A 26749-nucleotide genomic window follows, 5' to 3' on the forward strand; every position below is an offset into this window, starting at 1 on the left:
GCGGGCGTCTTTTTTCATGGCTGCACGAAAAGGCCGCTCTTACTTGCGCAGCAGCGCCTTCAGCGCGTTCTGCAGGCGACGGGCGCTTGCAGCGTCGTGAGCGGCGGCCAGCACCTTGCCCGCGTCCTGGCCCCAGGTCTGTGCCGGCGCCGGATCGCCCCGCTTCGTCAGCAGCTTGAGCTGCAGCGCGCGGCGTGCATCGAGTTGCTCGGCGGGCGTCGGCACTTCGGCAGCCATTTCGAGGCGCAGCAGCGCTTCGGCGGCATCGCCTGCAGCAGCCGTCGGCGCGGAGCCGATGGCCTGCGACCAGCCGGTGCGCACTGCCGGCGTCACAGCGCGACCCAGTTCCTGCACGCTGGGCAGACGGGCGGCATCGCGCTGCTCCCAGGCGCCAAGCACCTGCGTCAGAGCTTCGCCGTGCGCCTGCGCGGCGAGCTTGCGCAGTGCCATGTCGGCGCGCTCGAGCGCTTCGCGCTGGGCGCGGAAGGCCGCGTCACCAAGGCGCGGGCCGCGGTCTTCACGCGGCGGACGGTCGCCGAAGCGGCCGCCAGGGGCGCCGCGATCGCCGCGGTCACCGGAACGCGGAGCACCGCGATCGCCGCCGGGGCGACCCGGGCCACCCGCACCGGGCCGGCCGGCATCGCGCCGGTCGCCGAAGCGGCCGCCAGCGCCGCGAGCGGCGGGTGCTGCCTCGGCCTTCTTGCTGCTTGGGCGGTCATCGCCGCGCATGGCCACCACCGGCTTGGGTGCGGGCTTCGGTGCGGCAGCGGGGGCTTCCGCAGCGGCGTCGCTGCGTGCCGAGGCGTCTGCGCCATCGGCGGGCGCCACGAGATCGGCCGAAGCGGCGGGCGCCTCGGTGTGCGTGCCGGGCGAAGCTTCCGCATCGCTCGGGCTGGGTGCTTGCTCAGCGCTCTCGCCGAATTCGGCGGCGGCCTGGCCCGGAGCCACGACCTCGGTCGCGCCGACCGACGGGCCGTCGCTCGTGGGGGCTGCCTGCTCGGCCTTCGGAGCCGGAGGCGGCGCTTCACCACGCAGCGCGCCTTCCAGGCGAGCGATGGCCGCGCGGATCTTCTGTACATCGCCGCCGGCATTGGCGGCATCGAGCGCCTTCGAGGCGTCGAGCACATGGCGGTCGTGCTCGCTCATCGCGGCCGAAGCCTTTTCACGCTCGGCCGTCTTGCGATTGAAGGCCTCGTCGATGGGCGCGCGGAAGGCGTCCCACAGCTTCTGTTCGTGGCGGCGGTCGAGCGGCACGCTCTGCGCCTCGGACTGCCAGCGCTGCTGCAGCGCCTTGACAGCGTCGATGCGCAGCATTGGCTGGGCGCCGAGCTCGGTCGCCTCGGCAATCATGGCCTGACGACGCTCGACACTCGCCTTCTGCGCAGTCTCGAACGGTGCGCGGGCGGCGCCGAAGGCTTCGTTCCACTGCGGCTGCAGTTCTGCGAACACCTTCTCGCCCACATGGCCGGCGTCGCGCCAGCGGTCGGCGAACTGGTGCAGCGCGCGGTTGTGCGCCTTCAGGTCGGTGGCGCCGGCGTGTTCCGCTGCCCAGGCCTTGACCTCTTCGATGAGTGCCACGCGATGGGCGCGGTGCTCGGCGGCGTCGGCGCGGACCTTCTCCAGCCAGGCCTCGACCACCTTGTGGGCCTCGTTGCAAGCTTCGTCGAAGCGCTTCCAGAGCGCGTGGTTCGGCACGCCGCCCTGGTCGGCCTGCTTCCACTGGTCGCGCAGGGCGCGCAGCGTTTCCTGCATCTTGCGGCCGCCGAGGGCCTGGCCTTCGGGACGCTTGAGCAGGCCTTCGGCCTTGGCGACGAGGTCTTCGCGCACCTTGTCGGCGCTCCACCGCTGCCAGCCTTCGAGTTCGCCGGCGGCCACGAGCGCGGCATGCACGCGGGCTTCTAGCGGCGCCTCGACCAGCTTGCCGTGTTCCTTGAGCACAGCGCGCAGCGCGGCTGCGGCGCCGGCGCTGGCCTTGCCGTGGCCTTCGGCGGTTTCCTGCTCGAGCTTGGCGAGCGCGGCCTGTACCGCGTCTTGCGCGGCGGCACGCACGGCCGGATCGACCTTGGGCGCGGCAGGGCGTGCGGGAGCGGCGACCTTCGGAGCTACGACTTCACCGCGCGCGGCGCGCAGTTCGTCTGCCCACACGGGCACTGGCGGCAGCGGTGCCGCGGCATCCGCGGCGGCAGCAATCGCCAGGGCCAGCGCGCTGTGGAAGGAGTCGGAGACCACCAGCAGTTGCGACTTCGACGACTCGAGCTGCGGCGCGAACTTGGCGTCCAGGCTGGTCCAGTTGGCGTCGCCGGTGATTTCGGTCGCCTGCTGCTGCCAGTGGGCCACGTCGGCGCGCAGCGATTCTTCGGCGGCCTGGGCGTCCTGCCAGCCCTTGGTCGACAGCACTTCGAAGCGCTGGGCCAGCAGCACGGCGGCTTCGCGGTGCACCTGAGCGCGATGCTGCAGGTCTTCGATGCCCTTGACGCGCTCCGCCAGCTTGAGCTTCAGGCCGGCCAGCGGTTCACGCGACAGCGGTGCGCCGGCCTTGGCGGCGTCGCGCTGCCATGCCAGTGCGTCGGCGATGTTGAGCTTGGACTGTGCGAGCAGCGCCTCGGCCTTTTGCACCCATTCGGCCGCAATGGCCTCCTGGCCCTTGGCGCGCTTGAGTTCGTCGAGTTTTTCGCGCAGCAGGCGTGCGGCGCCCTTGTCACGTCCGCTCAGCTCCTTGAAGACTTCCTGCATCTGCTCGGGCGCGGGGTTGCCAGCGAGCCAGTCGCGGATGCGCGCGGCGCGCTCGCCGGAAGTCGGCGCGGTGAAGGCGCCGCCGGTCAGCGTGTCGAGGGCCTGAATGTCGTGTGGCTTGGAAGAAGTAGAGGTCACTGCGCGAAATCGTTGTCTTAGTAGAGAAAGCGAAGGCGCCGGCAAAGGCCGGCGCACATCGACATTTTCACCCAGTTGCGGCCGGCCACCGAATTCCGTCCTGGAACCGTGGCGAGCCCGGGGTTGCTGGCTGGGAGATTGACGGACTACATATATAGCAAGCGGTGGAAAAAAACCAAGTCCCTGGGGCGGTTCTGCCGCGTCACTTCATGGTCAGGCTGAGCTCGGCGCCCGGCTTCCAGTCGGTGCCGCTGGCGGTGGTGCGTACCGCGCCCAGGAACAGGCGCTCGCTCGGCACGCTCTTCGCAAGCAGGTAGTCGCGCACGGCCGCGCCGCGCTCGACCGCCAGCTGCCGCATCGACTCCTCGTCGACCGGCACGCTCGCGAACAGCAGGTTTTCCATGTCCTTGAGCGGCAGGTCTTTAGCGAGGCCGACGAGGTTGCGCGGCTTCGTGATGTCCGCGCGCTTGTAGACGGCGGTCAGCAGCTCGGGGTATTCGGCATCGGTAACGGGCGGCACGTCGGTGCCGGCCTGGCCACCGCGCACCGCGACGCGGCGCTTCTCGGCCAGGGTCAGCTGGCGCACGCGCTGGCGCTGGTAGGCATCGCGCTCCTTGTCGAGGCTGGCGGTGCCCACGACCGTCATCTGCAGCGTCGGCCGGTCGGTCAGGGCCTTCGCGACCTTGTCCAGGCTTTCCTTGGCGGCAGTGCTCAGGTCCGAGCTGCCGGCATCGAAGGTGATGGCGCTCGATTCGCCGCTGCCACCGCCCAGGCCACCAGTCAGCAGGCTGAACGGCGCGGTCACCGCCTTGACGATCAGGTTTACCACGGCCTTCCAGATCAGCGGGCCTACGCTGAATTGCGGGTCGTTGAGCGAGCCGCTCAGCGGCAGGTCGACGTCGATCACGCCGTTGCGGTCGGCCAGCAGGGCCACCGCCAGCTTCACCGGCAGGCTGGCGGGCGCACCCGCCACTTCGTCTCCGAACTGCAGCTGGTTGAGCACCAGCTTGTTGGTGGCCGTGAGCTGGCCGTCGGCCGCCACCTTGTAGTTGACGTCCATGCTCATCTTGCCGCGCTCGATGCCGTGGCCGGCGTAGCGCACCGAGTACGGCGACAGCGGCGCGAGGTCGAGGTCGCGCATCTTGGCGGTGATGTCGAGTTCGAGCGGCTTGACCAGCGGATTGAGCTTGCCGGAGATCTCCAGCGCCGCGGTCTGCTGCGCCTTGCCGCGCAGTTCGAGGTCGGCCAGCGCGGGCCGTCCGCCCTCGCCCTTCGGCGGATTGGACGAGAACGAACTGAGCTTGCCGGTCAGCTCGCTGAGGTCGGCGGAGTAGTTGGGCTTGACGAACAGGTCGGTGAAGTCGATCTTGCCGTTCACAAGGCTCATCGGGCCGAAGTTGATGACCGGCGCCAGGCCCGTATCGGCCGCGGCCGGTGCGGGCGTCGCCGCGGCGGTTGCCGCCGGCTTGGCGGGTTCGGCCGCGCCGCCGACCATTTCCTCGGCAGACACCGAGCGACCGGCGGGCTTCTGCGCCGCCGCCCGGGCCGTCGTGGTGGTGGTCGCTCCGCCCGGCCCCTTGCGGGTGCTGGCCTCGCCTGCGGCGGCGGCCGCGGCGTTGGCTTCCGCCTCGCCCTTCTTGGTCAGGCTCAGCAGGTTCAGCCGGCCGGTGGGGTCGACGATGACGCGGGCGAAGAAGTCGGTCAGCGTGGTCTCGCGCACGTCGACCGTCGGGGCCACGTTGGGAGCCATGCTGACCTGCAGGCCGCGCAGGCTCAGAGTCTTCCAGCTCAGCAACTGGTTGGTGTTGCGGTCGAAGCCTGGCGACTGCGTGAGAGAAACGCTGTTGGCGCGGAAGTCGTCGAGCGCGGTGTCGCCGGCCAGCTTGATGCTCATGCCGGCGGGCGTGGTCGCGTAGCGCACCGTGCCGCGGTAGCTCGCGAAGGCGCGGCGGATGTCGACGTTGAGCGCATCGGCGTAGTAGGCCTTGAAAGCATGCGCCGGGAACGACGCCACCTCGAGCCGGCCCTCGGCCGCCAGCGGCTTGAGCACGACGTTGCCCTTGTAGTCGAAACGCCCCGGATCGGACCGCCCGGAGCCGATGCGGCCCGACACTTCCAGCGGGGAAGTCGTGTTCGTTTCGGGGGCGAGCTTCTGGGCGAGCAGCTTGAACGCGGTGACTTCGATCGTCACCGGGGTCGCGGAAGCCTTGTCTGAATAAGAGAGCGCACCGTTGTCGACGGCCAGCTTGCCGATGGTCAGCGCCCAAGGCTTGGTGTTGGCGCCGGGCTGAGGCGCCTCGGCGGCGGCAGGCTTTGGCGCTGCCACCTTAGCTTCGGCTTCCTTGGTGCCGTCGCCGGCCGGTGTCTTGAGCCAGCGCTCGAACATCCAGCGCTTTTCGTTGTCGCGCTCGATGCGCACCTTGGGGTTGGTGGCGGTGAACGAAGCCACGTTCAGCGTGTGGTTCGTCATGTCGGCCTCGGCGTCGACCAGCTCGAAGCGTCCGACGCTGGCCAGCGCAGTCTTGGCCTGGGTCAGCGCGAGCCCGTCCGCGGCCAGGCGGCGGGCCTTGAACTTGAGGTTGGGCTGGGCCCAGGCGATGTCGATCTGCCCGCTGAGCTTGCCGTCGAGCGTGGGCTCCAGGCTCTGTGCCAGATAAGGAGCAGCCAGCGACAGCGGCAGCGCATCGACCTCGGTTTCCACGTCGGCCGCCTTGTCGGTGGCGCTGCCCTTGAACTTGAGCGAGGCACCGGCAATGGCGGTGCTGCCGTTGAACTGGGCTGGCTTGTCCATGGGCCAGGTGACGCCGGTGACATCGAAGCCGAGCTCGGTCACATCGATGGCTGCGGCGGGCTTGACGGTTTCATCGCGCCAGCCGATGCGGCCACCGCTCAGCGCGACCTTGTCGACCTGCACCTTCAGCACCGGCTTTTCGGCGGGCTGGCTGGCCGGCGGACTTGCGGGCGCCGTTGGCAGGGGCGCGGCCTTTTCCGTAGCGCCGGTGGCGGGGTCGGTGGCCAGCAGGTTGAGCTGGCCCGCGGCATCGCGCGCCACCGCCAGTTGCGGTTTGACCAGCGCGATCTCGCTCAGGTGAAACACCGACTCCAGCGGCCGCACGTCGTCGAGCGCGAGCTTGAGCGACTCGAAAGCCAGCAGGTCGCGCCCGCGCGCGTCGGCCACCTTGGTGGTGTGCGCCTCCACCGTACCGGTGATCTTCAGCCCGTTGGTGGCGCCGTGCTCGAAGCCGATCTTCAGGTCGGCGTCGAGGCTGCCCGCCTGCAGGCGCACCGGCAGTCCGCCCGGGATGTAGCCAAGGTACGGCACCAGGTCGAGCCCCTTGAATTGCACCCTGGCGTCGGTCTTGCGGCTGTCGGCAAAGGGCGTGGTGAGGGCCGCCGAGTCGAACTTGCTGCCGTTGAGCACGAAGGCGAGCTTGGGCTCTGTGTTGATGTCGCGCTTCGAATCGAGGTTGCTCAGGAAAGGCACCTTGAGAACGAAGTCGCGCAGCTCATGCTTGCGCTTGACGGTCTGGTCGTCGAAGTCGACCGAGCCGCCATTGATCGCTATGTTGTAGATGGCAAAGCGCGCGGGCTTGGCCTTCGGGTCGGCGGGCGGGCCGGCCGACAGCTTGGCCAGGATGTCGTCGATGTCGTATTTGCCGTCGGCCTGGTGCGTGAGCAGGATGGCCGGCGCATCGATGGACACGGCATCGATCACCGGTGCGAGGCGGAAGATGGATTGCAGCTCGGCATCGGCATAGATGCGCTGGATGGCCAACTGCGACTTGCTGCCATCGGCGGTGGCTATGCGCAGGTCGTTCAGCGTGAGCTCCAGCGTCCAGGGCTTGAAGTCGATCTTGCCGACGGTCACCTGCCGGCCTAGCTTCTCGCTTGCAATCTTCTGAAGCTGGCTCTTGGCGATCGGCGGCACCGCCAGCCAGGCGATGACCCAGAAGGCCAACAACGACAGCAACGCGACGATCCCACGCCGCACCCATTTGTTCTGTTTGATCGAAGCTACGTCCATCGCCGGAGTGTGCCGCAAAGACGCGTCAACTCCCCATAGCCGGAGCAACCGCAGCCGCGCTTCGGAAGAAATACCGGAAACACCGGAGAAGCTCCTCTGGGGCGCGCAAAAAAGAAAGCCCGATGGCTCGACGAATGTCTTGCCACCGGGCTTGATGGCGGGCGCTAGACCCATGCCATCGTTTCGCGCGACCGGAAGTTAATGGTTCCCGCCGTGCTGGCAGCAAGAGATTGCCACCGTGGATCCTCGGTCGTTCGAGCCCTTGACTTGCACCTCGGGCTGCCTGACCTCGGAAAAACGCCTGAAAACCTCAGGCCCGTTCAGATTAGGCGTCGCACCCTTGCTTTGCAAATGCAAATTACAAAGGGATTTCACCTAAGACAAAACACCTCGAAACCACGAACTTTTTAAACAACTATTAGCATAAAGATGCAATTCCTTATGCTTGACCAGGTATTAACCCACGCTAGAATCCGGCCTGCCCTGACTGCCTGACGCAGCAGAGCCTCCCTGAATCCGCTGCCGAATCCCAACCGGCTTGATCAGGTCGCCGCGCTCCTAACCCACCTCCACTCCATGCGCGGAGCCTGATTCGTACCAATCCAAGCGCCGCTGCCTTCATCCATCGCCCTCACCGGCTTTGCGTATCAGGTGCCGCACAGAAAGGAAGAGCGATGAACAAGGCGTTCGATGCCACAGCCCGCGGGCTACGGACCTTCGTGTCCGATGTGGCAGACGGCTTTTTTGAAATTACCCACAACGGGTTTGCACTGGTCGGTCTGGCCATCGTGTTCGCGGCCCTCGCCCTCGTGGCGCGGCCCGACCTGCGCAAGACCGGCGAGGAGCAACTGATGGGCTGGCTGCAGTCGCGCAAGCCTGCGCCTGAAGCCACCGACCTCGAGCCGACCGCCATCGAGCGCACCACGGCCGCGAGCCCCAGCGACCTGCCCAAGCAGCAGGCCGCAGTGGCTTACTGGCTGAGCAAGAAGTACCGCGTGGCCGCCGAGCCGCTGAGCGTGCTGGTGGCCGAGGCCTACGGCATCGGCAAGCGCACGAAGATCGATCCGACCCTGATCCTCGCAATCATGGCCGTCGAGTCCAGCTTCAACCCCTTTGCGCAGAGCCAGGTCGGCGCGCAAGGGCTGATGCAGGTCATGACCCGCGTGCACGGCGACAAGTACGAAAGCGCGGGCGGCACGCTCACCGCCTTCGACCCTGTGACCAACATGCGCGTCGGCGTCAAGGTATTGCAGGAATGCATCGCCCGCGCCGGTTCGCTCGAAGGCGGCCTGCGCTACTACGTGGGCGCGGCCAATCTCGAGGACGACGGCGGCTACGCCGCCAAGGTGATGGCCGAGCACGAGCGCCTGCTGCAGGTGGCCAACGGCCGTGCGCCGTCGATCACGCCGCCGGGCGTGCGCGCCCAACCGCTGCCCGTGGTGGCACCGGCCAAGCCCGAAGAAGGCAGCGAGCCGGCCAAGGTCGCCCTGCTCTCCTCCGTCTCCTGAGGGTTCTCTGGCCGGGTACGGGCAGGCGTGCGCTACACTCGGCCTGTACGCGACTGGCGATAGGCGCAGCACCCTGAAAAGGTGCCCCGCGCTGACGTGGAATACCACTGGGAAGCGTACCGCCTGACCACAACAGGCGTTCAGCCGTTCGCCTGGGCAGCCCTTGTTTGGTTGAAGAACAAGGACCTCGTCTTCAAAGGACTGCCATGTACCAACGCAATATCCTGGTCGAACAGACCGATCCCGAAATCTGGGCCGCCATTCAAGCCGAAAACGCGCGCCAGGAACACCACATCGAGTTGATCGCCAGCGAGAACTACGCCTCGCCGGCCGTCATGGCCGCCCAGGGCTCGCAGCTCACCAACAAGTACGCAGAAGGCTACCCGGGCAAGCGCTACTACGGCGGCTGCGAGCACGTCGACGTGGCCGAGCAGTTGGCCATCGACCGCGTCAAGCAGATCTTCGGCGCGGACGCCGCCAACGTGCAGCCTCATTGCGGCGCATCGGCCAACGAAGCCGTGATGCTCGCCTTCCTGAAGCCCGGCGACACCATCATGGGCATGAGCCTGGCCGAAGGCGGCCACCTGACCCACGGCATGCCGCTGAACATGAGCGGCAAGTGGTTCAACGTCGTGAGCTACGGCCTGGATGCCAACGAAGCCATCGACTACGACGCGATGGAACGCAAGGCGCATGAACACATGCCCAAGCTGATCATCGCGGGCGCCTCGGCTTACTCGCTGCGCATCGACTTCGAGCGCTTCGCCAAGGTGGCCAAGGACGTCGGCGCCATCTTCATGGTCGACATCGCCCACTACGCCGGCCTCGTGGCTGCGGGCGTGTACCCCAACCCGGTGCCGCACGCCGACATCGTCACCTCCACCACGCACAAGAGCCTGCGCGGCCCTCGCGGTGGCATCATCCTGATGAAGTCGCAGCACGAGAAGGCCATCAACAGCGCGATCTTCCCCGGCCTGCAAGGCGGCCCGCTGATGCACGTGATTGCCGCCAAGGCTGTCGCGTTCAAGGAAGCCATGTCGCCCGAGTTCAAGGCCTACCAGCAACAGGTGGTCAAGAACGCCCAGATCGTGGCCGACACCCTCACCGAGCGCGGCCTGCGCATCGTGAGCGGCCGCACCGAAAGCCATCTGATGCTGGTCGACCTGCGCGCCAAGGGCATCACCGGCAAGGAAGCGGAGGCCGTGCTGGGCAGCGCCCACATGACGATCAACAAGAACGCGATCCCCAACGACCCGGAAAAGCCGATGGTCACCAGCGGCGTGCGTATCGGCACCCCGGCCATGACCACCCGCGGCTTCAAGGACGAAGAGGCCCGCATCACCGCGAACCTCATCGCCGACGTGCTCGAGAACCCGCGCGACGCGGCGAACATCGATGCCGTGCGCGCCAAGGTGCACGCGCTGACGAGCCGCTTCCCTGTCTACCGCTGATCTGGAAATCCCGACCGCATGAAATGCCCTTTTTGCGGTCATCTTGAAACGCAGGTCGTCGAGACCCGCGTTTCGGAGGACGCCGACTTCGTCCGCAGGCGCCGCCAGTGCAGCGCCTGCGACAAGCGCTTCACCACCTACGAGCGCCCCGACGTCAATTTTCCGGTCGTCGTCAAGAAAGACGGCAGCCGCGCCGACTTCGATTCGTCGAAAGTGCGCGCCTCGATGATGCTGGCGCTGCGCAAGCGCCCTGTGAGCATCGAGCAGATCGACAACGCCCTGCTTCGCATCGAGCAGAAGCTGCTGGCCAGCGGCCTGCGCGAAATCGACTCGACCAAGGTGGGCGAGCTCGTGATGCGCGAACTCAAGAAGCTCGACAAGGTCGCCTACGTGCGCTTTGCCTCGGTGTACCGCAGCTTTGAAGACGTGGACGAGTTCAGGCAGTTGCTGCGCGACATCTGAGCCTCGCCGGCAACCGTCGCACTCTCACAGGCACTTCAACGGTTCCAGCAAAGCTGCACCAGCGCATTCGAAGCGTCTGTGCTGCTGCCCGCCAGCTTGACGCCCTGCTGGTTGATCGTGAGCGTTCCGCATTCGTCGTTGCGTGAAGCCCCGCCTGGAACGGCTTGCAAGGTGTAGCTGGTCGCAGTTCTTGCGGCATAGCTGATGGAATAGTTCGCCGTACCGGACGATGGCGCCTGCCTCAGTTCGGCCGGCAACGCGACGGTCGCCGGGGGATAGGTGCCGTTGGCGGTCATGTAGCGTTCGGTCCACTGCGCCGCCTGCAGCAACTGTTGCTTGGCATCGGCCCGCTTGGCCCGCAGCACGTAGCGCGTGTAGCTCGGATAGGTAATGGCGGCGAGGATGGCGATCACCGCCGTCGCGATCATGAGTTCGATCAGCGTGAAGCCATGCGCGCGACTTTGCTCATGGCACCGTGCCTTGGAATATTTTTTCATGGCTTGCCTCGGCCTCGGCGTCAGTTCGACGACGACATCAGATTGCGCCAGCCGAAGCGGCGCACGATGTCCGGCCGCATCGGCGTCTTGCACGCGCCTGCCGCATTGCAGATCACGTCCTTGCCCTTCTCCCGGCCCTGCGGCTCGAAGACGATGTCGTCCTTGCCGGCGTGATTCCGGAAACCGAGATAGCCGGCGGTGGCGGTCGCCGTGCCGTAGGCAATGCCGTCGGGGGCGGAGCCGCTGAAGAAGTCGATCACCATCGACCAGCCATCGTCGTTGGTGCCCGCGGTGCAATCGAGCGAATTGCTGCCGGCGCCGGGAACGGTGCTCGAGAACAGGCCTGCGCTGCTGCTCAAGGCATCGCCCGGATAGACGATGCGCTCCCTGGAGGTCGGCAGCTGAAAGTACCAGCCGCGCTTGGCGTGGGAACCGCTGTAGCTCACGCTGTTGCTCGAGACGGTGCGGAACTCGCCACCGTCTTCCTCGACGGTGGCTGCGCCGACGGTCTGCGCCACCAGGTCGGTCAGCACGGCCGTACCGGTGCTTCCGTTGGCCCCGTCCCGGATACCGTACAGGTACTGGCTGGCGGTGCTGCTTTCGTCGCCGACGGCAAACAGCCTTCCCGTGCCGAACACCACCATGTAGCCGCCACGCGGATGACCGACGACCACCGGCGCCGCCGTGATCGGCTGCGTGGCTCCCGCCGCGAACAGCGGCACGTTGTCGAGGCTCGATGCGGTGGCAGCGGAACCCAACGTGGCTTTCCACTTGCGGCTGTCGGGATCGCTCAGGTCGAAGCGCCACATGTTTCCCAGCAGGTCGCCTGCATAGGCAAAGTCGACCTTGCCATCGCCGTCACGGTCCACCACCCGCGGAGCGGACAGCCCGTTGCCAGTGCCGGCGCCCTGGGTGACGGGAGCGGGGATCTTGAGGATCGACTTGTCGCCGTCGAGGTACTGGATCCACAGCATCGCCTTTTCGCTCGTGCTGTTGTAGCCATTGCCCAGGATCACGGCCTTGCGCCCGTTGTTCAGCGGCGCCACCTGCAGCGCGCGCCTGGAAAAAGAGTCGAGCACGGGTTGCTGGAACTGGTGGCCCAGGTCGTCGTCGGAAAGCGCGGTCGTGTCGATCAGCGCCGTCTGGGCCGCCTTGGACTCGTCGATTTCCTGAGGCTTGGTGACGTCGAGCACGAAGTAGCCCTTGCCGCCCGCCCCCAGCGTGCCCACGAGGAAAGACTTCCACGCCCCCACCTTCTGGGCCTCGGTGGTCGAGGCTGCGGCCCCCAAATAGATGTCGGCCACGAAGGGACTGCCGTCGACGTAGTACCTGTGTGAATAGCTGCCTTCGCTGAGCCGCTTGAGCCTGGGCGCGGCTGCCGTGCCGTAGAGGCCTTCGGGCACGTAGGCGAACGCTTCCTGCCCGGTGTTTGCGTTGAAGGCGTGCAGCATGCCGTCGTTGGCACCCACGTAGACCATCGGCGTGCGGGCGACCGAGGCGAATTTGGCGTAGGCATCGTTGGTGAAGCCGCTGTTGGGCTGCCCCGTGTACCAGACGCTGGAGCCCACGATGTCGCCGAGCACATGGCCGCGCTTGCGCAGTTCCATTCCAGCGCCCTCGTTGCTGCGGTCTCCGCGCAGGAAGTCGAGCACCGCCCGCCCGAGGGCGGTGTCTTTGTCATCGGTGCCGGTGTTTCCCTTGAGCGCGGCCTTTTGCGCATCGTTCAGGCTCGCCCACCGGAACGGCACGCCGGAACCGGCGGCCGCGGCGCCCGAGAAACTGAGCACCTTGCGGTTGCTGTCGTGCGCGCCTGCCGCCGCCATGCGTGCGTCAAGCAGGTCACGTGCCGACCATTCGGCCGTGTCCGACAGCCGGCCATTGGTGCCGAACCTGGTGGCGGTGAGCATGCCGGACCAGTCGGCCGTGTCGTAGCCGGCCTGGTAGACCGCCGTGCCGGCCGACACCCTGGAGGCACTTGCAGCAATGGAGGCCGGAGACAGGCGGGTGTCGAGAAGGATCCGCCCGAGGATGGATCTGAAGGCATCGCTGAGTGCCTGCGCATTCGAGGCTGGCGTGAAGGTGCCGCGGCCGTTGAGGGCGGCATGCCAGAGGTCCATGCGGACAGCGGCGATGTTGGCAGCCCGTTCGTGGGAATAGCCACCGGAACGCCAGTAGGGGGATCGGGTTGTGACGGAGCCATCGGGCCCGGAGGTTTCCGTCGCGTGCAGCGTGTTCGCGAGCGGGTTCGCCCATGGGATCGTGCCGTCGACCAGGCTTGCATAGTCACCGCTATAGGTCGGCTTCGACGCCCCCGCCGAAATGGCTGGCGCCCCCGTCCACGACGACGCAGCGCCAAAACCGATGGTATGGGTCGTCAGGTGCTGCCAGGTGGCCGGATCGTTCCTGGGGTTCCAGTACTCGGGGACAGTCGCCGCGCCTATCGCCACGTTGCCGCCTTCGGCAATCACACGCTTGAGATTGTTCGGCACGTCCGGCTGCAGATCGCTGGCCCAGTAGTGAAAAGCCATGTCGGCCAGGGTCGGACGATATTCGGCCGTGGGTTTCCAGGCACCGCGCGGACTCTCGTTCCAGTTGGCGACGTTGTTGACGGCTCCCGCGTTGTCCCCGTAGGGCGCGCGCGGCAGGTAGACCACGGAGTCGGGCAGGACGCGGCGCGTCCCGTCCTCGTTGCCGATGGCCGGCATGCCGAGTTGCGCTGGATCCTGGTTGAATCCGAAGCGGTTGTACTCGCCGTCCGTCATGAGAATATGGAAGGATTTCCGGCAACTCGACTGCCCGGCCCCCTCCACACCCGGGTCGTCCGAATATGGGCTGTATTGGCCAGTGGTCTTCATGTATTCGCCGGCCCGGGTCATCATGGCGTGCAGCGGTGTTCCGCCGTTCGGAGACAAGGCATCGACCCAAGCCATGAAATTGGCACGATGCGTGCCGTCCAGCGAGCGCATCAGGTTTGCGTTGGCGCGGCCACCAACCAGACATCTGCTGGCCCCATGACTTCCCGCCGAGGTGTCGCCAAAGAAACCGACGCAGCTGTTGTCGTTGCTGTTGCTGTTCATCGCCTGCCAGGAGAGGCGGATCCGGTCGTCGGGAATGTTGGCCGCGGAGAAGTTTTCCCGGAGCGCGGTCTTCAGCGCCTCCATTCGCGAGGGTGTTCCTGCAACCGGCGTATTTCCGTCCGATGCGCGGGACGACCAATTCATGCTGCCCGAGTTGTCGACAGACACGATCACGTTCGGCGCCGGCTCCCTGACGGCGGTATTGCGCGGCGCCTGCGCCAGCGGATATTGCGCGGCGTAGCCGGCGCACTGCGCCAGCATCAGGCCGCACGCCACGGCGGCTCTCGAAAATTCTCGGATGTTTTTCATCTTGCTCCCTCTCGCATTACTCAATTCACCTTGGTGACCGGATCCGGGTCGAACGACATCTGCAACTCGACCTGCGTCCCGCCGGCGGTGCTCGCGCTGCGAGCGCCCGTGGCGACTGCGGTGATCCGGTACAACGGGTACTTGCTGTTCTTGCGGTCGATGACTTCGATCCAGTACCTGGCGCCGGCAAGCGCCGGATTGCCGGCGCTGGGAGCCCCGGTGAACTGCCCGTAAGACGCGTGCTTGCTCGCATACGCATCGCGGGTCCAGAAACGGTAAGCCTCGCTGCCGTGTGCAGCCGCCACCGAATCGATCGCCGCGAAGTAGCAGATGCCGCGCTCGCAGCTGTTGGGGCCATCGTTTACGTAGGCGGTCACCCAGCCCGTCTCCCTATCGGGAAAGACGCGGCCATCTTCGGCCTTGCGGCAGCGCGACGTCGATAGTGCCGAACACGCAACATAGGTCTTGCTCGTGCTGGCAAAGGCCAGTTGCCGGATGTCACGTTCCGCGTCCAGCAGTGCCGCTTCCGCGGCCTCGAAAGCGCGTTGATGCTCACGCTGGTTTCCCGCCACGGACTCGAACAACTGGGCCATCCGCGCGCCGCCCACCGCCAGCAAGGCCGAGAGCAGCAGCATGACCAGCACGATGAAAAGCGAGAACCCGCGCTGTGCCCCAGGCACTCGAAGGCACCGGGAGTGCGTCATAGCGCCCCGAGGTTGTTGCGCAGCGCGAACACCGCCGTGTACACGCGCCGCAGCTTGCCGTCGCTGGTGGTCTTCGACGCACCATCGCAGTCGGTGTAGCTGCCGCCCGGGTTGTTCCTGGAACTGCCCGCCAGTTGCAGGCAGACACGCACCGTGCGAACCAGGTTGAAGTTCGCAACGCCGGCTGCCGTCACATAGCGCGCCACCCGTTCGCTCCCGACCTCGGCACCAATGCCGTACATGACGTCGAAGCGCTCCACGCCATCGACGATCGGCTGCGGCGTGTTACTGCCGCTGCCCTTGCACTTCAGAACCCCGTCCGCCACCGAAAACTCGCTGGTGATCAATCGGAGGTTGCCCGATGCGGCGGGATTGGCCGGGTCGTACACATTGGCCGCTGTGCTGCTCGGCCCCTGACCCAGGCAGTCCTTGAAGTGGTCGGGACTCGGCGCATAGCCGACCTTCAGTTTGTCGTTCACCGAACCGCGCGGCGCCTCCTCTCCCTTGATCGCGAAGAAAACCGGCTCGCTCGCCAGATTGGTGTTCTTGTCCGCATTGAAGTTGAAGTAGTACAGCGGTTCGGTGACGTCGATCGGTATGTAGCCCGCCTGCCGGATCTGCTGGCCCAGCAGCCTGAACGCCAAAGCCGACGACTGGTTGAGCGCGTTGACATCGTCGCCCGTCATGGCTGTCGTGCGCGCGCCGAGCATGCTGGCCACGGCAGCCAGCACCACCAGCATGCCGATGATCAATGCGACGAGGAACTCGACCAGCGTGAAGCCGGCCTGCCGCAGGCCGGGTGCAAATGCCCTGCTGCTCATGGCTGCGGCACCGCGACGACGACTTCCATGCAGGCCTTGCCGGTCGGGCAGTTCCAGTTCGAGTCCGGTGCGATCGGGTTGGAGACGGCGGGCTCGTTCCACGCGATATGCACGAACAGCAAGCCGCCGACCGCTTCGTTGCTCTGCACGTTTGCCTGTCCGCCCGGCAGCGCGGCCGCTACCGCGCGTTTCCAGTTCCACAGGTCGTTGGCCGCGAGCTGGGCGGCGGTGCAAGTCGCGCTGGTTCCGGCACATAGAGGCTCGGGGGCGTTGGCGCTCGCCGCTGACCAGTTGGCCACGTAGGGACTGCTGGATGCCGGGCCTGCAACAAGGTTGGCACGAATGCGATCTGCCATGTCGCCGGCCAACTGCACCGCGATGTTCTTGTTGCTGGCACCTGCGCTGTCCGCAAGCACGCGCAACTGGAAGCCGGCCAGCGCCGTCAGGCCAAACGAAAGCAAGAGAATGGCCACCATGGCCTCGATCATCGAGAGGCCTGCCTGCTGCTTTCGCTCCCGACGCGGCTTGCGAACAGGAACGCTCAGCATGAGCCGCTTCCCTTCACCAGCCGAAGGCGCCCGGCAAGCGAAATGCACACCGCAGCACCATTGGAAGAATCGGCATTTCCCACTGGGTAGAAGCTGAAGCCGGCGAAGCCGGAGGAGTGGCCCATTGGGTCGAAAGACATGGCGCCGGTCGGGCTTTTCTGGACTGCGACCCGCGTGTCGGGGTCTTGCCGCCTGATGATTTCGGCTGCGTCGCCGCTGCCTGCCAGGGTGTCCCAGCCACAGCTCCAGTCTCTGCCGGTGCAGCCCGTGCGCGCCTGGATGGTCACGGTCTTTCCGCGCCGGGCCGCTTCCGAGCGCGCGTGGCTCACGCTCGCCATCAAGGCTGAAGCCATGCTTTCGACACGGTACTTTTCAGTCAGGCGGCTGAAACCGGGCAGCGCCATTGCCAGGAGGACGGTCATCAATGAGACGACAACCATCATTTCGAAGAGGGTGAAGCCCCCTCGCCTTCCCGCATGGCGCGGGCGTGCTCTCGCGGACGCGCAGAATCCGTTATTCATGTTGTGCGTTCGGCCGCTTCGCACTGCTGTGCCTAGGCGGACCTTCTCCCCTGATTCGATATCCGGAAATTCTATTTTTCAATTTTCTATTGACCGGCGAATTTCACGACAAACGGTCAAAACAAATAGACCAATGGCTATTTTTCAATTGCCTCAAGAATTCACACTTCAAAAATATTCGAATCAATAAATAAATAAATGAAAAATCAAACCGCGAATTTGATGATCCAGGCGCTGAATCTCGCGCGCCAGGCCGGCCCGGAGACCGATCCCAATCCGCGCGTCGGCTGCGTCCTGGTGGCCGCCAACGGCACCGTGATCGGCCAGGGCCACACCCAGCAGGTCGGCGGCCCGCATGCCGAAGTCATGGCGCTGCGCGATGCGGCGGCCCGGGGCAATTCAGTCGCTGGCGCGACCGCCTGGGTCACGCTGGAGCCCTGTGCGCACCATGGCCGCACCGGCCCTTGCTGCGACGCACTGATTGCGGCGGGCGTGAGCCGCGTCGTCGCGGCCCTTGGCGACCCCAACCCGCTGGTCGCCGGCCAGGGTTTCGAGCGGCTGCGCGCAGCGGGCATCGAGGTCGAGGTAGGGCCGGGCGCGGAAGAAGCGCGGGAACTCAACATCGGCTTCCTGAGCCGCATGGTCCGCAAGACCCCATGGGTACGGATGAAGGTCGCCGCGTCGCTCGACGGCAAGACCGGCCTCGAGAACGGCGTGAGCCAGTGGATCACGTCGGAAGCTGCCCGCACCGACGGCCATGCATGGCGAGCCCGCGCCAGCGCGGTGCTGACCGGCGTCGGAACCGTGCTCGAAGACAACCCGCGCCTGGACGTGCGACTGGTCCAGACCCCGCGCCAGCCGCATCTGGTCGTGGTGGACAGCCGGCTGCAGACGCCGCCTGACGCGAACATATTCATCGAAGGCCGCGCCGTCTGGATCTACGCGGCCAGCCGCGACGACAAGAAAGCCGAGGCGCTGGAGGCAAAGGGCGCCACAGTCACCTGCCTGCCCAATGCCGACGGCAAGGTCGACCTGCGCGCCATGCTCCAGGACCTGGCGGCGCGCGGCGTGAACGAGCTGCACGTCGAATCGGGCCACAAGCTCAACGGCTCGATGCTGCGCGAAGGCTGCGTCGACGAGCTGCTGGTCTATCTGGCGCCCAAGCTGATCGGCACCGGGCTCGACATCGCCAGCCACCTGCACCCAGACGGTCCGCTGACCTCGCTGGCGGGCGCCCTGCCCCTCGAATTCAAGTCCGTGGACATGCTCGGGCCAGACTTGCGCATCGTGGCCCGGGTCGCCGGGAGGGACGCGTTCTAGCCTTCGGCGCAGGAGCGGCGGCCGCCGGGCCGCCCCAAGGCGGGCCGCGCCTCCCCCTCGGGGGGTGGCGAATTACATGGCGCAAAGCGCCATGAAGAGCCGGGGGGCTCACGATGTCTGCGAAAATGCGCGGATGTTCACCGGAATCATCACCGGCGTGGGGCGCATCGCCGCCATCCACGACCTCGGCACCTCCTCCTCCTACGGCAAAAGACTCAGCATCGAGGCGCCCGACGGCTACCTCGACGACGTCGGGCTCGGCGACAGCATCGCGCTCAACGGCGCCTGCATGACCGTCACCACCCTCGTCCCCGAGCAACGGCAGTTCACCATCGACATTTCGGCCGAGTCGCTCGACAAGACGGCCGGCCTGACCGACGAAGGCAGTCGCATCAACCTCGAGAAGGCCCTGCGCGCCAGCGACCGCCTCGGCGGCCACATCGTGTCGGGCCACGTGGACGGCATCGGCAGCGTGAGCTTCTTCGAGCCGGTCGGCGAAAGCTGGGAGCTGCGCGTGGTCGCGCCGCCAGCGCTGGCCCGCTTCCTGGCCTACAAGGGCTCCATCACCATCAACGGCGTGAGCCTCACCGTCAACAAGGTGGACGACATCGAAGGCGGCGCCGAGATCAGCATCAACCTGATCCCGCACACCGTCGACAACACCTCCCTCGGCGGCCTGAAGGCCGGCTCGAAGGTCAACCTAGAAATCGACACCGTGGCGCGCTATGTGGAGCGCATGCTCCAGGCCGGCGTGCTGGTGCCCCCGTCTTCCACGTATTCCAAGGACACAGCCGAATGAACGCCTCCGTCACGCCGATCGGCGCCCCCCGCGCCGCGCGCGCCCCCGCCCCGATCTCGCCGGTCGAGGACATCGTGGCCGACCTCGCCGCCGGCCGCATGGTGATCCTGGTGGACGAGGAAGACCGCGAGAACGAAGGCGACATCGTCATCGCAGCCGACCACATCACGCCCGAAGCCATCAACTTCATGGCCCGCCATGCGCGCGGCCTCATCTGCCTGACGCTCTCGCGCGAAATGTGCGAGCGGCTGCAACTGCCGCCGATGGTCCAGCGCAACGGCGCCAAGCATTCGACCGCGTTCACCGTTTCCATCGAGGCCGCCGAAGGCGTGACCACCGGCATCTCGGCCGCCGACCGCGCGCGCACCGTGCAGGCCGCCGTGGCGCCCAACGCCGTGGCCGCCGACCTGGTGCAGCCCGGCCACATCTTCCCGCTGCAGGCGGTGGACGGCGGCGTGCTCATGCGCGCCGGCCACACCGAAGCCGGCTGCGACCTGGCCGCGATGGCCGGCTGCTCGCCCGCCTCCGTGATCTGCGAGGTGATGAACGAAGACGGCACCATGGCCCGCCTGCCCGACCTGCAGATCTTCGCGGCCGAGCACAACATGAAGATCGGCACCATCGCCGCGCTGATCGAGCATCGCAGCCGCGTCGAGTCGCTGGTCGAGAAGGTCGGCTGCCGCGAGATCCAGACCAACTGGGGCGCCTTCACCGCCCACGCCTTCATCGACAAGCCCAGCCGCGGCGTGCACCTGGCGCTGGTTCGCGGCAAGTGGGCACCCGAAGACACGGTGTCCGTGCGCGTGCACGAGCCGCTGTCGGTGCTCGACGCGCTCGAAATCAACCGCTCGCTGCACTCGTGGAGCCTGGACGCCAGCCTCTCGCACATCGCGAACGAGGGCAAGGGCGTGGCCGTGCTGCTGAACTGCGGCGAAACCGCCGGCGAGCTGCTGGCCCAGTTCGACGGCACCGCGCGCCCCGCACAAGCCCCCGAGCGCGGCCGCATGGACCTGCGCAGCTACGGCATCGGCGCGCAGATCCTGCGCGAATGCGGCGTACACAAGATGAACCTGCTGGGCACGCCGCGTCGCATGCCGAGCATGGCGGCGGGCTACGGCCTCGAGATTGCCGGCTACCTCACGAAAGACTGACCAGACCATGCAAGGCGCAAACAAGGGCGAGAACACGCCACTCAACGGAAAAGGCCTGCGCATCGGCATCGTGCAGGCGCGCTTCAACGCCGACATCACCGACGCGCTGGCCTCGGCCTGCCTCTCGGAACTCGAGGCACTGGGCGTGGCCGCCAACGACATCCACCACCTGCAGGTGCCCGGCGCGCTCGAAGTGCCGGTGGCGCTGCAGGCGCTCGCCGAGCGCGGCGGCTACCACGCGCTGGTGGCGCTGGGCTGCATCATCCGCGGCGAGACCTACCACTTCGAACTGGTGGCCAACGAATCGGGCGCCAGCGTGAGCCGCGTCGCGCTCGACTACCGACTTCCCATCGCCAACGCGATCCTCACCACCGAAAACCTCGAGCAAGCCGTTGCCCGGCAGACCGACAAGGGCCGCGACGCGGCCCGCGTGGCAGTCGAGATGGCGCAACTGCTGGCCACCCTTTCATGACCGAAGACACCTCCAAGCCCCTCAAGCCCGCGAAGCCCGCCGATGGCGCCAAGCCGCGCCAGTCGCGCGTCGGCCTCACGAGCACCGGCGCGCGCAAGGCTTCGGCCAAGTCGAACCGCAGCCGCGCACGCGAGTTCGCGCTGCAGGCGCTCTACCAGCACCTGGTGGGCCGCAACGACCCGACCGACATCGACCACTTCACGCGCGACCTCGCCGGCTTCCACAAGGCCGACGCGCTGCACTACGACGCGCTGCTGCACGGCTCGATCGAAGGCGCGGAGCAACTCGACGCGCTGATCCGCCCGCTGCTGGACCGCAAGTTCGAGGAAATCTCGCCCATCGAGCACGCCGTGATGTGGATCGGCGTGTACGAATTCCAGAACTGCCTCGACGTGCCGTGGCGCGTGGTGCTCAACGAGTGCATCGAGCTGGCCAAGGAATTCGGTGGCACCGACGGCCACAAGTACGTGAACGCGGTGCTCAACGGTTTGGCGCCGCAGTTGCGCCCGCTCGAAGTAGAAGCCGATCGGGCTTCGGGGAAAGCAAAGGCATGAGGAGTGCCGCCCGGCCGCCCGAAGGCGCTCGCCCCCTCGCTTGCGAGGGGGTAGGCGAAGGCGTGCAACGCCGCAGCCTGGGGGTGAGATGAGAATTTCTACGCGCGCGCAGCGCATCGAGCCCTTCTATGTGATGGAAGTGGCAAAGGCCGCCGGTGCGTTGGCGCGCGAAGTCGCCCACACCGACCGGCCGATGATCTTCCTGAACATCGGCGAACCCGATTTCACCGCCCCGCCGCTGGTGCAGGAAGCCGCCGCCCGCGCGGTGCGCGCCGGCGCCACGCAGTACACGCAGGCCACCGGCCTGGACCACCTGCGCGAACGCATCAGCGCCTGGTATCGCCAGCGCTTCAACGTCGACGTGCCGGCCCGCCGCATCGTCGTCACCGCCGGCGCATCGGCTGCGCTGCAACTGGCCTGCCTGGCGCTGATCGAGTCGGGCGACGAAATCCTGATGCCCGACCCGAGCTATCCGTGCAACCGCCACTTCGTGAGCGCTGCGGACGGCAAGGCTGTACTGGTGCCGACCACGGCCGAAGAGCGCTACCAGCTCACCGCCGCCAAGGTCGAGGCCGCCTGGACCGACAAGACGCGCGGCGTGCTGCTGGCGTCGCCGTCGAACCCGACCGGCACCTCGATCGCGCCAGACGAGCTGCGCCGCATCCACGAGGTGGTGTCGCAGCGCGGCGGCATCACGCTGATCGACGAGATCTACCTAGGCCTCTCGTATGACGACGCCTTCGGCCAGACCGCATTGGCCATCGACGACAACGTCATCAGCATCAACAGCTTCAGCAAGTACTTCAACATGACCGGCTGGCGGCTCGGCTGGCTGGTGGTGCCCGAAGTGCTGGTGCCGGTGGTCGAGCGACTGGCGCAGAACCTCTTCATCTGCGCGAGCACGGTGTCGCAGTACGCGGCGCTCGCCTGCTTCGAGGACGCGAGCATCGCCGAATACGAACGCCGCCGCGCCGAGTTCAAGGCGCGCCGCGACTGGTTCATTCCGCAACTCAACGCGCTGGGCCTGAACGTGCCCGTGATGCCCGACGGCGCCTTCTATGCCTGGGCCGACTGCGCCGGCTTCGCCGAGAAGCTCGGTATTTCGGGCAGCTGGGACTTCGCCTTCGAGACCATGAAGCGCGCCCACGTGGCCGTGACGCCCGGCCGCGACTTCGGCACGGCCGAGACCGGCAAGTTCATCCGCTTTTCCACCGCCAGCTCGATGGCGCACCTGCAGGAATCCATCGAGCGCCTGCGGGTCATGGCCGAGACCGCGGCCTCATGAGCTACGCGTTTGCGATCCGCGTCTACTGGGAAGACACCGACGCCGGCGGCATCGTGTTCTACGCCAACTACCTGAAGTTCATGGAGCGCGGCCGCACCGAATGGCTGCGCTCGCTGGGCGTCGAGCAGCGCAAGCTGCGCGAGGAAACCGGCGGCCAGTTCGTGGTGAGCGAAACACAGCTCAAATACCATCGCCCCTCCCGGCTCGACGACGAACTCCTGGTTACAGCCGATCTTCAACAACTCGGCACCGCGTCGTTGATAATCGGTCAACGCGTGCTATCAAAAACAGAGCAGGAGCGTACCGGTGCCGCGGCACCCGTCTTGCTTTGCGAAGGCACGATCCGCATCGGCTGGGTGGACGCCGCCACCTTGCGTCCAGCGCGCATACCGAAACAAGTCACGGGAACCCTCGAGCGCTACAGCGGCTCCATGACTCAACCTATCAAGCCATGAACCAAGATCTTTCAATCATCAATCTCCTGCTCCATGCGAGCTTCGTGGTTCAACTGGTCGTGCTGCTGCTGGTGATCGTCTCGATCGCCAGCTGGGCCGCGATCATCCGCAAGTACTTTGCGCTGCGCCGCATGCGTGCGCTCAACGACGACTTCGAGCGCGAGTTCTGGTCGGGCACCAGCCTCAACGAGCTTTTCGCCTCCGCCGCGCAGAACGCCAAGTTCGCCGGCCCCATGGAGCGCATCTTCGCCTCCGGCATGCGCGAGTACCAGAAGCTGCGCGAGCGCCACGTGAGCGACCCCGCCACGCTGCTCGACGGCGCCCGCCGCGCGATGCGCGCAAGCTTCCAGCGCGAGCTGGACGCGGCCGAGCAGAACCTCTCGTTCCTGGCCACCGTGGGTTCGGTCTCCCCTTACGTCGGCCTGTTCGGCACGGTCTGGGGGATCATGCATGCCTTCACCGGCCTGGCCGCCCTCACGCAGGTGACGCTGGCCACCGTGGCCCCCGGCATCGCCGAAGCGCTGGTGGCCACCGCCATCGGCCTGTTCGCCGCCATCCCGGCCGTGGTGGGCTACAACCGCTTCGCCCGCGAGATCGACAAGATCGCCATCGCCCTCGAAACCTACATCGAGGAGTTCTCCAACATCCTGCAGCGCAACCTCTCGGCCAACCCGGCCGCCGGCGGCGCTGCTTCGTCGGTGGCTCCGGCCAACCGCTGAGCGGAGGCGCGACGCATGCCCGCCGTTTCATCCCGGGGCCGAGGACGCCGGACGATCAACGAGATCAACATGGTCCCGTTCATCGACGTGATGCTGGTGCTGCTGATCATCTTCATGGTCACCGCACCGCTCATCACGCCGAGCGTGATCAACCTGCCCACGGTCGACCGCGCCAACAAGCAGCCCGACAAGCCCATCGAGATCGTCATCAAGAGCGATGACGAAGTGCAGATCAAGAAAGACCCGTCCACCGGCACCGGCGGCACGTCGATCCCCATGACGCAGATCGGCACCGCGGCCAAGCAGGCCCAGGGCGGCGACAACGACCGCCCGGTGGTCATCAGCGCCGACAAGTCGGTGAAATACGAGACCGTGGTGAAGGCCATGAACCAGCTCAAGCGCAGCGGCGTCGAGCGCGTGGGCCTGTCGGTCACGACCACGGGCGGCAAATAAGGCATGTCGCTCGCACTGGATCGCCCCGAGTTCGCACCGCCGCCGCAGCGCGGCACGCCGCGCGCCGTCGTGCTGGCCCTCATTGCGCACGGCCTGCTGATTGCCGCGCTCACCTGGGGCGTGCGCTGGAAGAGCGAAGCCGACGAAGGCGCTGTAGACGCGGAGCTGTGGTCGTCCACGGTGCAACAGGCGGCGCCCCGCCTGCAGGCACCGCAAGCACCGGCCCCCGTTCCCGCGCCGCCGCCGCCGGCCCCGGCGCCGCCTCCTCCGCCAGTGGCCAAGGCCCCCGAGCCCGCTCCCGCACCCAAGGCGCCCGACATCGCTCTTGAGCGCGAGAAGAAGCTCAAGGAGCAGAAGGAACAGAAAGAGCGCGAACTCGAGCAGCAGCAACAGCAGCTGCAGAAGAAAAAAGAGCTCGAAGCCAGGCAGCGCGCCGAAGACGAGGCCCAGCGCAAGAAGGAACAGCAGCAGAAGCTGGCCGAGCAGAAGAAGCAGCAGGAGGCCGAGGCCAAGCAGGCTGAAGCCAAGAAGGCCGAGGCCGCCGCGAAGCAGGCCGCCGCCGACCGAGCCGCGACGCTCAAGCGCATGCAGGGCCTGGCCGGTGCCAGCGGCAGCGACGACTCCAAGGGCACGGCCATGCGCTCGTCGGGTCCGTCCAGCGGCTATGCAGGCCGCATTGCCGCGGCGGTCCGCCCGAACATCACCTTCCCCGATGCCGACACCGTGAACGGCAACCCGGCAGCGGAGTTCGAGGTGAGCCTGGCACCCGACGGCACCATCGTCGGCGTCAAGCTCAGCAAGTCGAGCGGCCTGCCGGGCTGGGACGACGCGGCCGAGCGCGGCCTGCGCAAGACCGACAAGCTGCCGCGCGACACCGACGGGCGCATCTTCCCGTCGCTGATCGTGTCGCTGCGCCCCAAGCGCTGATCTCTGCTTGCGCCTAACGCGCAGCTAAGAAAACGGGCCCCTTCCGGGTGACTTGCACGTCACCCGGAACTCGATAATCAGGGCTCATGAATCCCACCGGCCGCATCCGCTACGGCAGCAGTCCACTGCTCGCCAGCCCCACCCCCGTGTGGCGCAGCAAGTTCATCGTGGCCAGCATCGCCTTCGGCTTCATGCTGCTGGCGGCACGCGCGGCCTACGTCCAGATCTTCAACAACGACTTCTTCCAGCACCAGGGCGAAGTGCGCTACCAGCGCACGCTGGAGCTGCCGGCCAACCGGGGCCGCATCCTCGACCGCAACGGACTGATCCTGGCCTCGGACATTCCGGCGCCCAGCATCTGGGCCATCCCCGAGGACATCGAGCGCGACGATCCCGAGGTGCTGGCCAAGCTCCAGCAGGTGGCCAAGCTGCTGGGCATGCCGCAGAAGGAGCTCGACAAGAAGCTCGAGGACGAGGACAAGAGCTTCGTCTGGATCAAGCGACAGGTCGACCAGTCGGTCGCCAAGCAGGTGGCGGCGCTCAACCTCAAGGGCATCTACCTGCGCCGCGACTACCGCCGCCAGTACCCCGAGGGCGAGGCCGCCGCCCACCTGGCCGGGTTCACCAACGTGGAAGACGTGGGCCAGGAAGGCATCGAGCTGGCCTTCAACCAGGAGCTGGCCGGCAAGTCCGGCTCGCGCCACGTGCTGAAAGACCGGCTGGGCCACATCGTCGAGGACACCGAAGACCAGGTGCCGCCCACCGAGGGCCACGACATCCAGCTGAGCATCGACGACCGCGTGCAGTTCGTGGCCTACGAGAAGATCCGCGACGCCGTGGTCACCAACAAGGCGCGTGCCGGCAGCGTGGTGGTGGTCGATGCCCGCACCGGAGAGTTGCTGGCCATGGCCAACTACCCCAGCTACGACCCCAACGACCGCCGCAACCTCACGGGCGAGCAGTTGCGCAACCGCGCCATGACCGACGTGTTCGAGCCCGGCTCGACCATGAAGCCGATCACCGTCGCCACCGCGCTGCAACTGGGCCGCGTCACGCCCAAGACCATCATCGACACCAACCCGGGCCGCATCACCGTGTCGGGTGCGACCATCCACGACGACGAGAACTTCGGCGTGCTCACGGTCGAGGGCGTGATCCAGAAATCCAGCAACGTGGGCGCCACCAAGATTTCGCAGCGCATGTCGGCGCAGGAAATGTGGAACTCGCTCACCGCGGTAGGCCTGGGCCAGAAGCCGCAGACGCCCTTCCCTGGCGCCGTGACCGGGCGGCTGCGTCCGTGGAAGTCGTGGCGCCCGATCGAACAGGCCACCATGTCCTACGGCTACGGCCTGTCGGCTTCGCTGTTCCAGATCGCGCACGCCTACACGGCATTCGCGCACGACGGGGAAGTGATTCCGGTGAGCCTGCTGAAGAACAACGGCGAGGAGCCGGCCGGCGTGCAGGTGTTCTCGCCACTGGTGGCGAGCCAGGTGCGGCAGATGATGCACCTGGCCGCGGCGCCCGGCGGCACCGCGCCGCTCGCGCAGACCGTGGGCTACTCGGTGGGCGGCAAGACCGGCACCGCGCACAAGCAGGTCGGCAAGGGCTATGCGAGCAACAAGTACCGCGCCTGGTACACCGGCATGTCGCCCATCGACAAGCCTCGCATCATCGTCGCGGTGATGATCGACGAGCCCGGCGCGGGCAAGTACTTCGGCGGCCTGGTCGCGGCGCCGGTGTTCAGCCAGGTGGTGCAGCAGACGCTGCGCATCATGAACGTGCTGCCCGACCTGGCCGTGGCGCCGCAGTCGTCGCACTGAG

General features: G+C 66.9%; 22 protein-coding genes and 1 riboswitch. Of the genes, 14 read left to right on the top strand and 8 right to left on the bottom strand.

Annotated elements, in window-relative coordinates; genetic code table 11:
• Nucleotides 1–39: 39 nt before the first annotated feature.
• Both ACWV14_RS19830 and ACWV14_RS19835 read right to left on the bottom strand, forming a co-directional pair.
• A complete protein-coding gene (locus ACWV14_RS19830; protein WP_454903242.1) occupies nt 40–2871 on the bottom strand; it encodes a DUF349 domain-containing protein in 2832 nt (943 codons plus the stop codon).
• 202 nt (nt 2872–3073) lie between these two features.
• Nucleotides 3074–6895 carry a DUF748 domain-containing protein gene (locus ACWV14_RS19835; RefSeq protein WP_454903243.1) on the bottom strand — a complete coding sequence of 1274 codons (3822 nt, stop codon included), beginning with the start codon at nt 6893–6895 and terminating at the stop codon, nt 3074–3076.
• 674 nt (nt 6896–7569) lie between these two features.
• On the opposite strand from ACWV14_RS19835, the gene ACWV14_RS19840 reads away from it, so the two are divergent.
• The 3 genes from ACWV14_RS19840 (at nt 7570) to nrdR (ending at nt 10316) form a co-directional block, all read left to right on the top strand.
• Nucleotides 7570–8403 carry a lytic transglycosylase domain-containing protein gene (locus ACWV14_RS19840; protein WP_422087108.1) on the top strand — a complete coding sequence of 278 codons (834 nt, stop codon included), beginning with the start codon at nt 7570–7572 and terminating at the stop codon, nt 8401–8403.
• A 39-nt stretch (nt 8404–8442) separates the two neighbouring features.
• Nucleotides 8443–8568: riboswitch (ZMP/ZTP riboswitch) on the top strand.
• A 41-nt stretch (nt 8569–8609) separates the two neighbouring features.
• On the top strand, nt 8610–9854 hold the full coding sequence (gene glyA / locus ACWV14_RS19845) for a serine hydroxymethyltransferase (RefSeq protein ID WP_454903244.1): 1245 nt from the start codon (nt 8610–8612) through the stop codon (nt 9852–9854).
• An 18-nt stretch (nt 9855–9872) separates the two neighbouring features.
• Nucleotides 9873–10316 carry a transcriptional regulator NrdR gene (gene nrdR / locus ACWV14_RS19850; protein WP_106934830.1) on the top strand — a complete coding sequence of 148 codons (444 nt, stop codon included), beginning with the start codon at nt 9873–9875 and terminating at the stop codon, nt 10314–10316.
• Between the two features lie 35 nt (nt 10317–10351).
• On the opposite strand, the gene ACWV14_RS19855 is transcribed toward nrdR, so the two are convergent.
• From ACWV14_RS19855 to ACWV14_RS19880, 6 genes are read right to left on the bottom strand one after another with little or no spacing between them, the layout of a single operon-like run.
• The gene (locus ACWV14_RS19855; RefSeq protein ID WP_454903245.1) at nt 10352–10906 is read right to left on the bottom strand and encodes a type IV pilin protein; all 555 of its coding nucleotides are present in this window, start codon (nt 10904–10906) and stop codon (nt 10352–10354) included.
• Nucleotides 10834–14199 carry a pilus assembly protein gene (locus tag ACWV14_RS19860; protein WP_454903247.1) on the bottom strand — a complete coding sequence of 1122 codons (3366 nt, stop codon included), beginning with the start codon at nt 14197–14199 and terminating at the stop codon, nt 10834–10836. The genes ACWV14_RS19855 and ACWV14_RS19860 overlap by 73 nt, the downstream gene beginning before the upstream one ends.
• Before the next feature lie 20 nt (nt 14200–14219).
• Nucleotides 14220–14903, bottom strand: coding sequence for a PilX N-terminal domain-containing pilus assembly protein (locus ACWV14_RS19865; protein ID WP_454903249.1), 684 nt, complete (start codon nt 14901–14903; stop codon nt 14220–14222).
• Nucleotides 14900–15724 carry a PilW family protein gene (locus tag ACWV14_RS19870; protein WP_454903251.1) on the bottom strand — a complete coding sequence of 275 codons (825 nt, stop codon included), beginning with the start codon at nt 15722–15724 and terminating at the stop codon, nt 14900–14902. The genes ACWV14_RS19865 and ACWV14_RS19870 overlap by 4 nt, the downstream gene beginning before the upstream one ends.
• The gene (gene pilV, locus ACWV14_RS19875; protein WP_454903252.1) at nt 15721–16272 is read right to left on the bottom strand and encodes a type IV pilus modification protein PilV; all 552 of its coding nucleotides are present in this window, start codon (nt 16270–16272) and stop codon (nt 15721–15723) included. Before pilV ends, ACWV14_RS19870 begins: the two co-directional genes overlap by 4 nt.
• Entirely contained in the window at nt 16266–16793 is a 528-nt protein-coding gene (locus ACWV14_RS19880) for a GspH/FimT family pseudopilin (RefSeq protein ID WP_454903253.1), read from the bottom strand. Before ACWV14_RS19880 ends, pilV begins: the two co-directional genes overlap by 7 nt.
• Nucleotides 16794–16991: 198 nt before the next feature.
• Here ACWV14_RS19880 and ribD point away from each other — a divergent pair, with 198 nt between their 5' ends.
• From ribD to ACWV14_RS19935, 11 genes are all read left to right on the top strand, one after another.
• Nucleotides 16992–18113 (top strand): bifunctional diaminohydroxyphosphoribosylaminopyrimidine deaminase/5-amino-6-(5-phosphoribosylamino)uracil reductase RibD, encoded by a 1122-nt coding sequence (gene ribD, locus ACWV14_RS19885; protein ID WP_454903255.1) that lies wholly within the window; start codon nt 16992–16994, stop codon nt 18111–18113.
• A 133-nt stretch (nt 18114–18246) separates the two neighbouring features.
• Complete coding sequence (locus tag ACWV14_RS19890) at nt 18247–18912, top strand: riboflavin synthase (protein ID WP_454903256.1); 666 nt, start codon at nt 18247–18249, stop codon at nt 18910–18912.
• Complete coding sequence (ribBA, locus tag ACWV14_RS19895) at nt 18909–20063, top strand: bifunctional 3,4-dihydroxy-2-butanone-4-phosphate synthase/GTP cyclohydrolase II (protein WP_081271158.1); 1155 nt, start codon at nt 18909–18911, stop codon at nt 20061–20063. Before ACWV14_RS19890 ends, ribBA begins: the two co-directional genes overlap by 4 nt.
• Nucleotides 20064–20070: 7 nt before the next feature.
• On the top strand, nt 20071–20535 hold the full coding sequence (ribH, locus tag ACWV14_RS19900) for a 6,7-dimethyl-8-ribityllumazine synthase (protein ID WP_081271157.1): 465 nt from the start codon (nt 20071–20073) through the stop codon (nt 20533–20535).
• The gene (nusB, locus tag ACWV14_RS19905; RefSeq protein WP_081271156.1) at nt 20532–21089 is read left to right on the top strand and encodes a transcription antitermination factor NusB; all 558 of its coding nucleotides are present in this window, start codon (nt 20532–20534) and stop codon (nt 21087–21089) included. The genes ribH and nusB overlap by 4 nt, the downstream gene beginning before the upstream one ends.
• 88 nt (nt 21090–21177) lie before the next feature.
• On the top strand, nt 21178–22374 hold the full coding sequence (locus tag ACWV14_RS19910) for a pyridoxal phosphate-dependent aminotransferase (RefSeq protein ID WP_454903257.1): 1197 nt from the start codon (nt 21178–21180) through the stop codon (nt 22372–22374).
• On the top strand, nt 22371–22829 hold the full coding sequence (locus tag ACWV14_RS19915) for a YbgC/FadM family acyl-CoA thioesterase (protein ID WP_106934838.1): 459 nt from the start codon (nt 22371–22373) through the stop codon (nt 22827–22829). The genes ACWV14_RS19910 and ACWV14_RS19915 overlap by 4 nt, the downstream gene beginning before the upstream one ends.
• A complete protein-coding gene (gene tolQ, locus ACWV14_RS19920) occupies nt 22826–23548 on the top strand; it encodes a protein TolQ (RefSeq protein ID WP_081271153.1) in 723 nt (240 codons plus the stop codon). The genes ACWV14_RS19915 and tolQ overlap by 4 nt, the downstream gene beginning before the upstream one ends.
• A 15-nt stretch (nt 23549–23563) precedes the next feature.
• Complete coding sequence (locus ACWV14_RS19925; RefSeq protein WP_081271152.1) at nt 23564–24001, top strand: ExbD/TolR family protein; 438 nt, start codon at nt 23564–23566, stop codon at nt 23999–24001.
• A gap of 3 nt (nt 24002–24004) precedes the next feature.
• Nucleotides 24005–24928 carry an energy transducer TonB gene (locus ACWV14_RS19930; RefSeq protein ID WP_454903258.1) on the top strand — a complete coding sequence of 308 codons (924 nt, stop codon included), beginning with the start codon at nt 24005–24007 and terminating at the stop codon, nt 24926–24928.
• 86 nt (nt 24929–25014) lie between these two features.
• The gene (locus ACWV14_RS19935; protein WP_454903259.1) at nt 25015–26748 is read left to right on the top strand and encodes a peptidoglycan D,D-transpeptidase FtsI family protein; all 1734 of its coding nucleotides are present in this window, start codon (nt 25015–25017) and stop codon (nt 26746–26748) included.
• Nucleotide 26749: the final 1 nt, after the last annotated feature.

It is taken from the genome of Variovorax durovernensis (genome assembly GCF_977011995.1).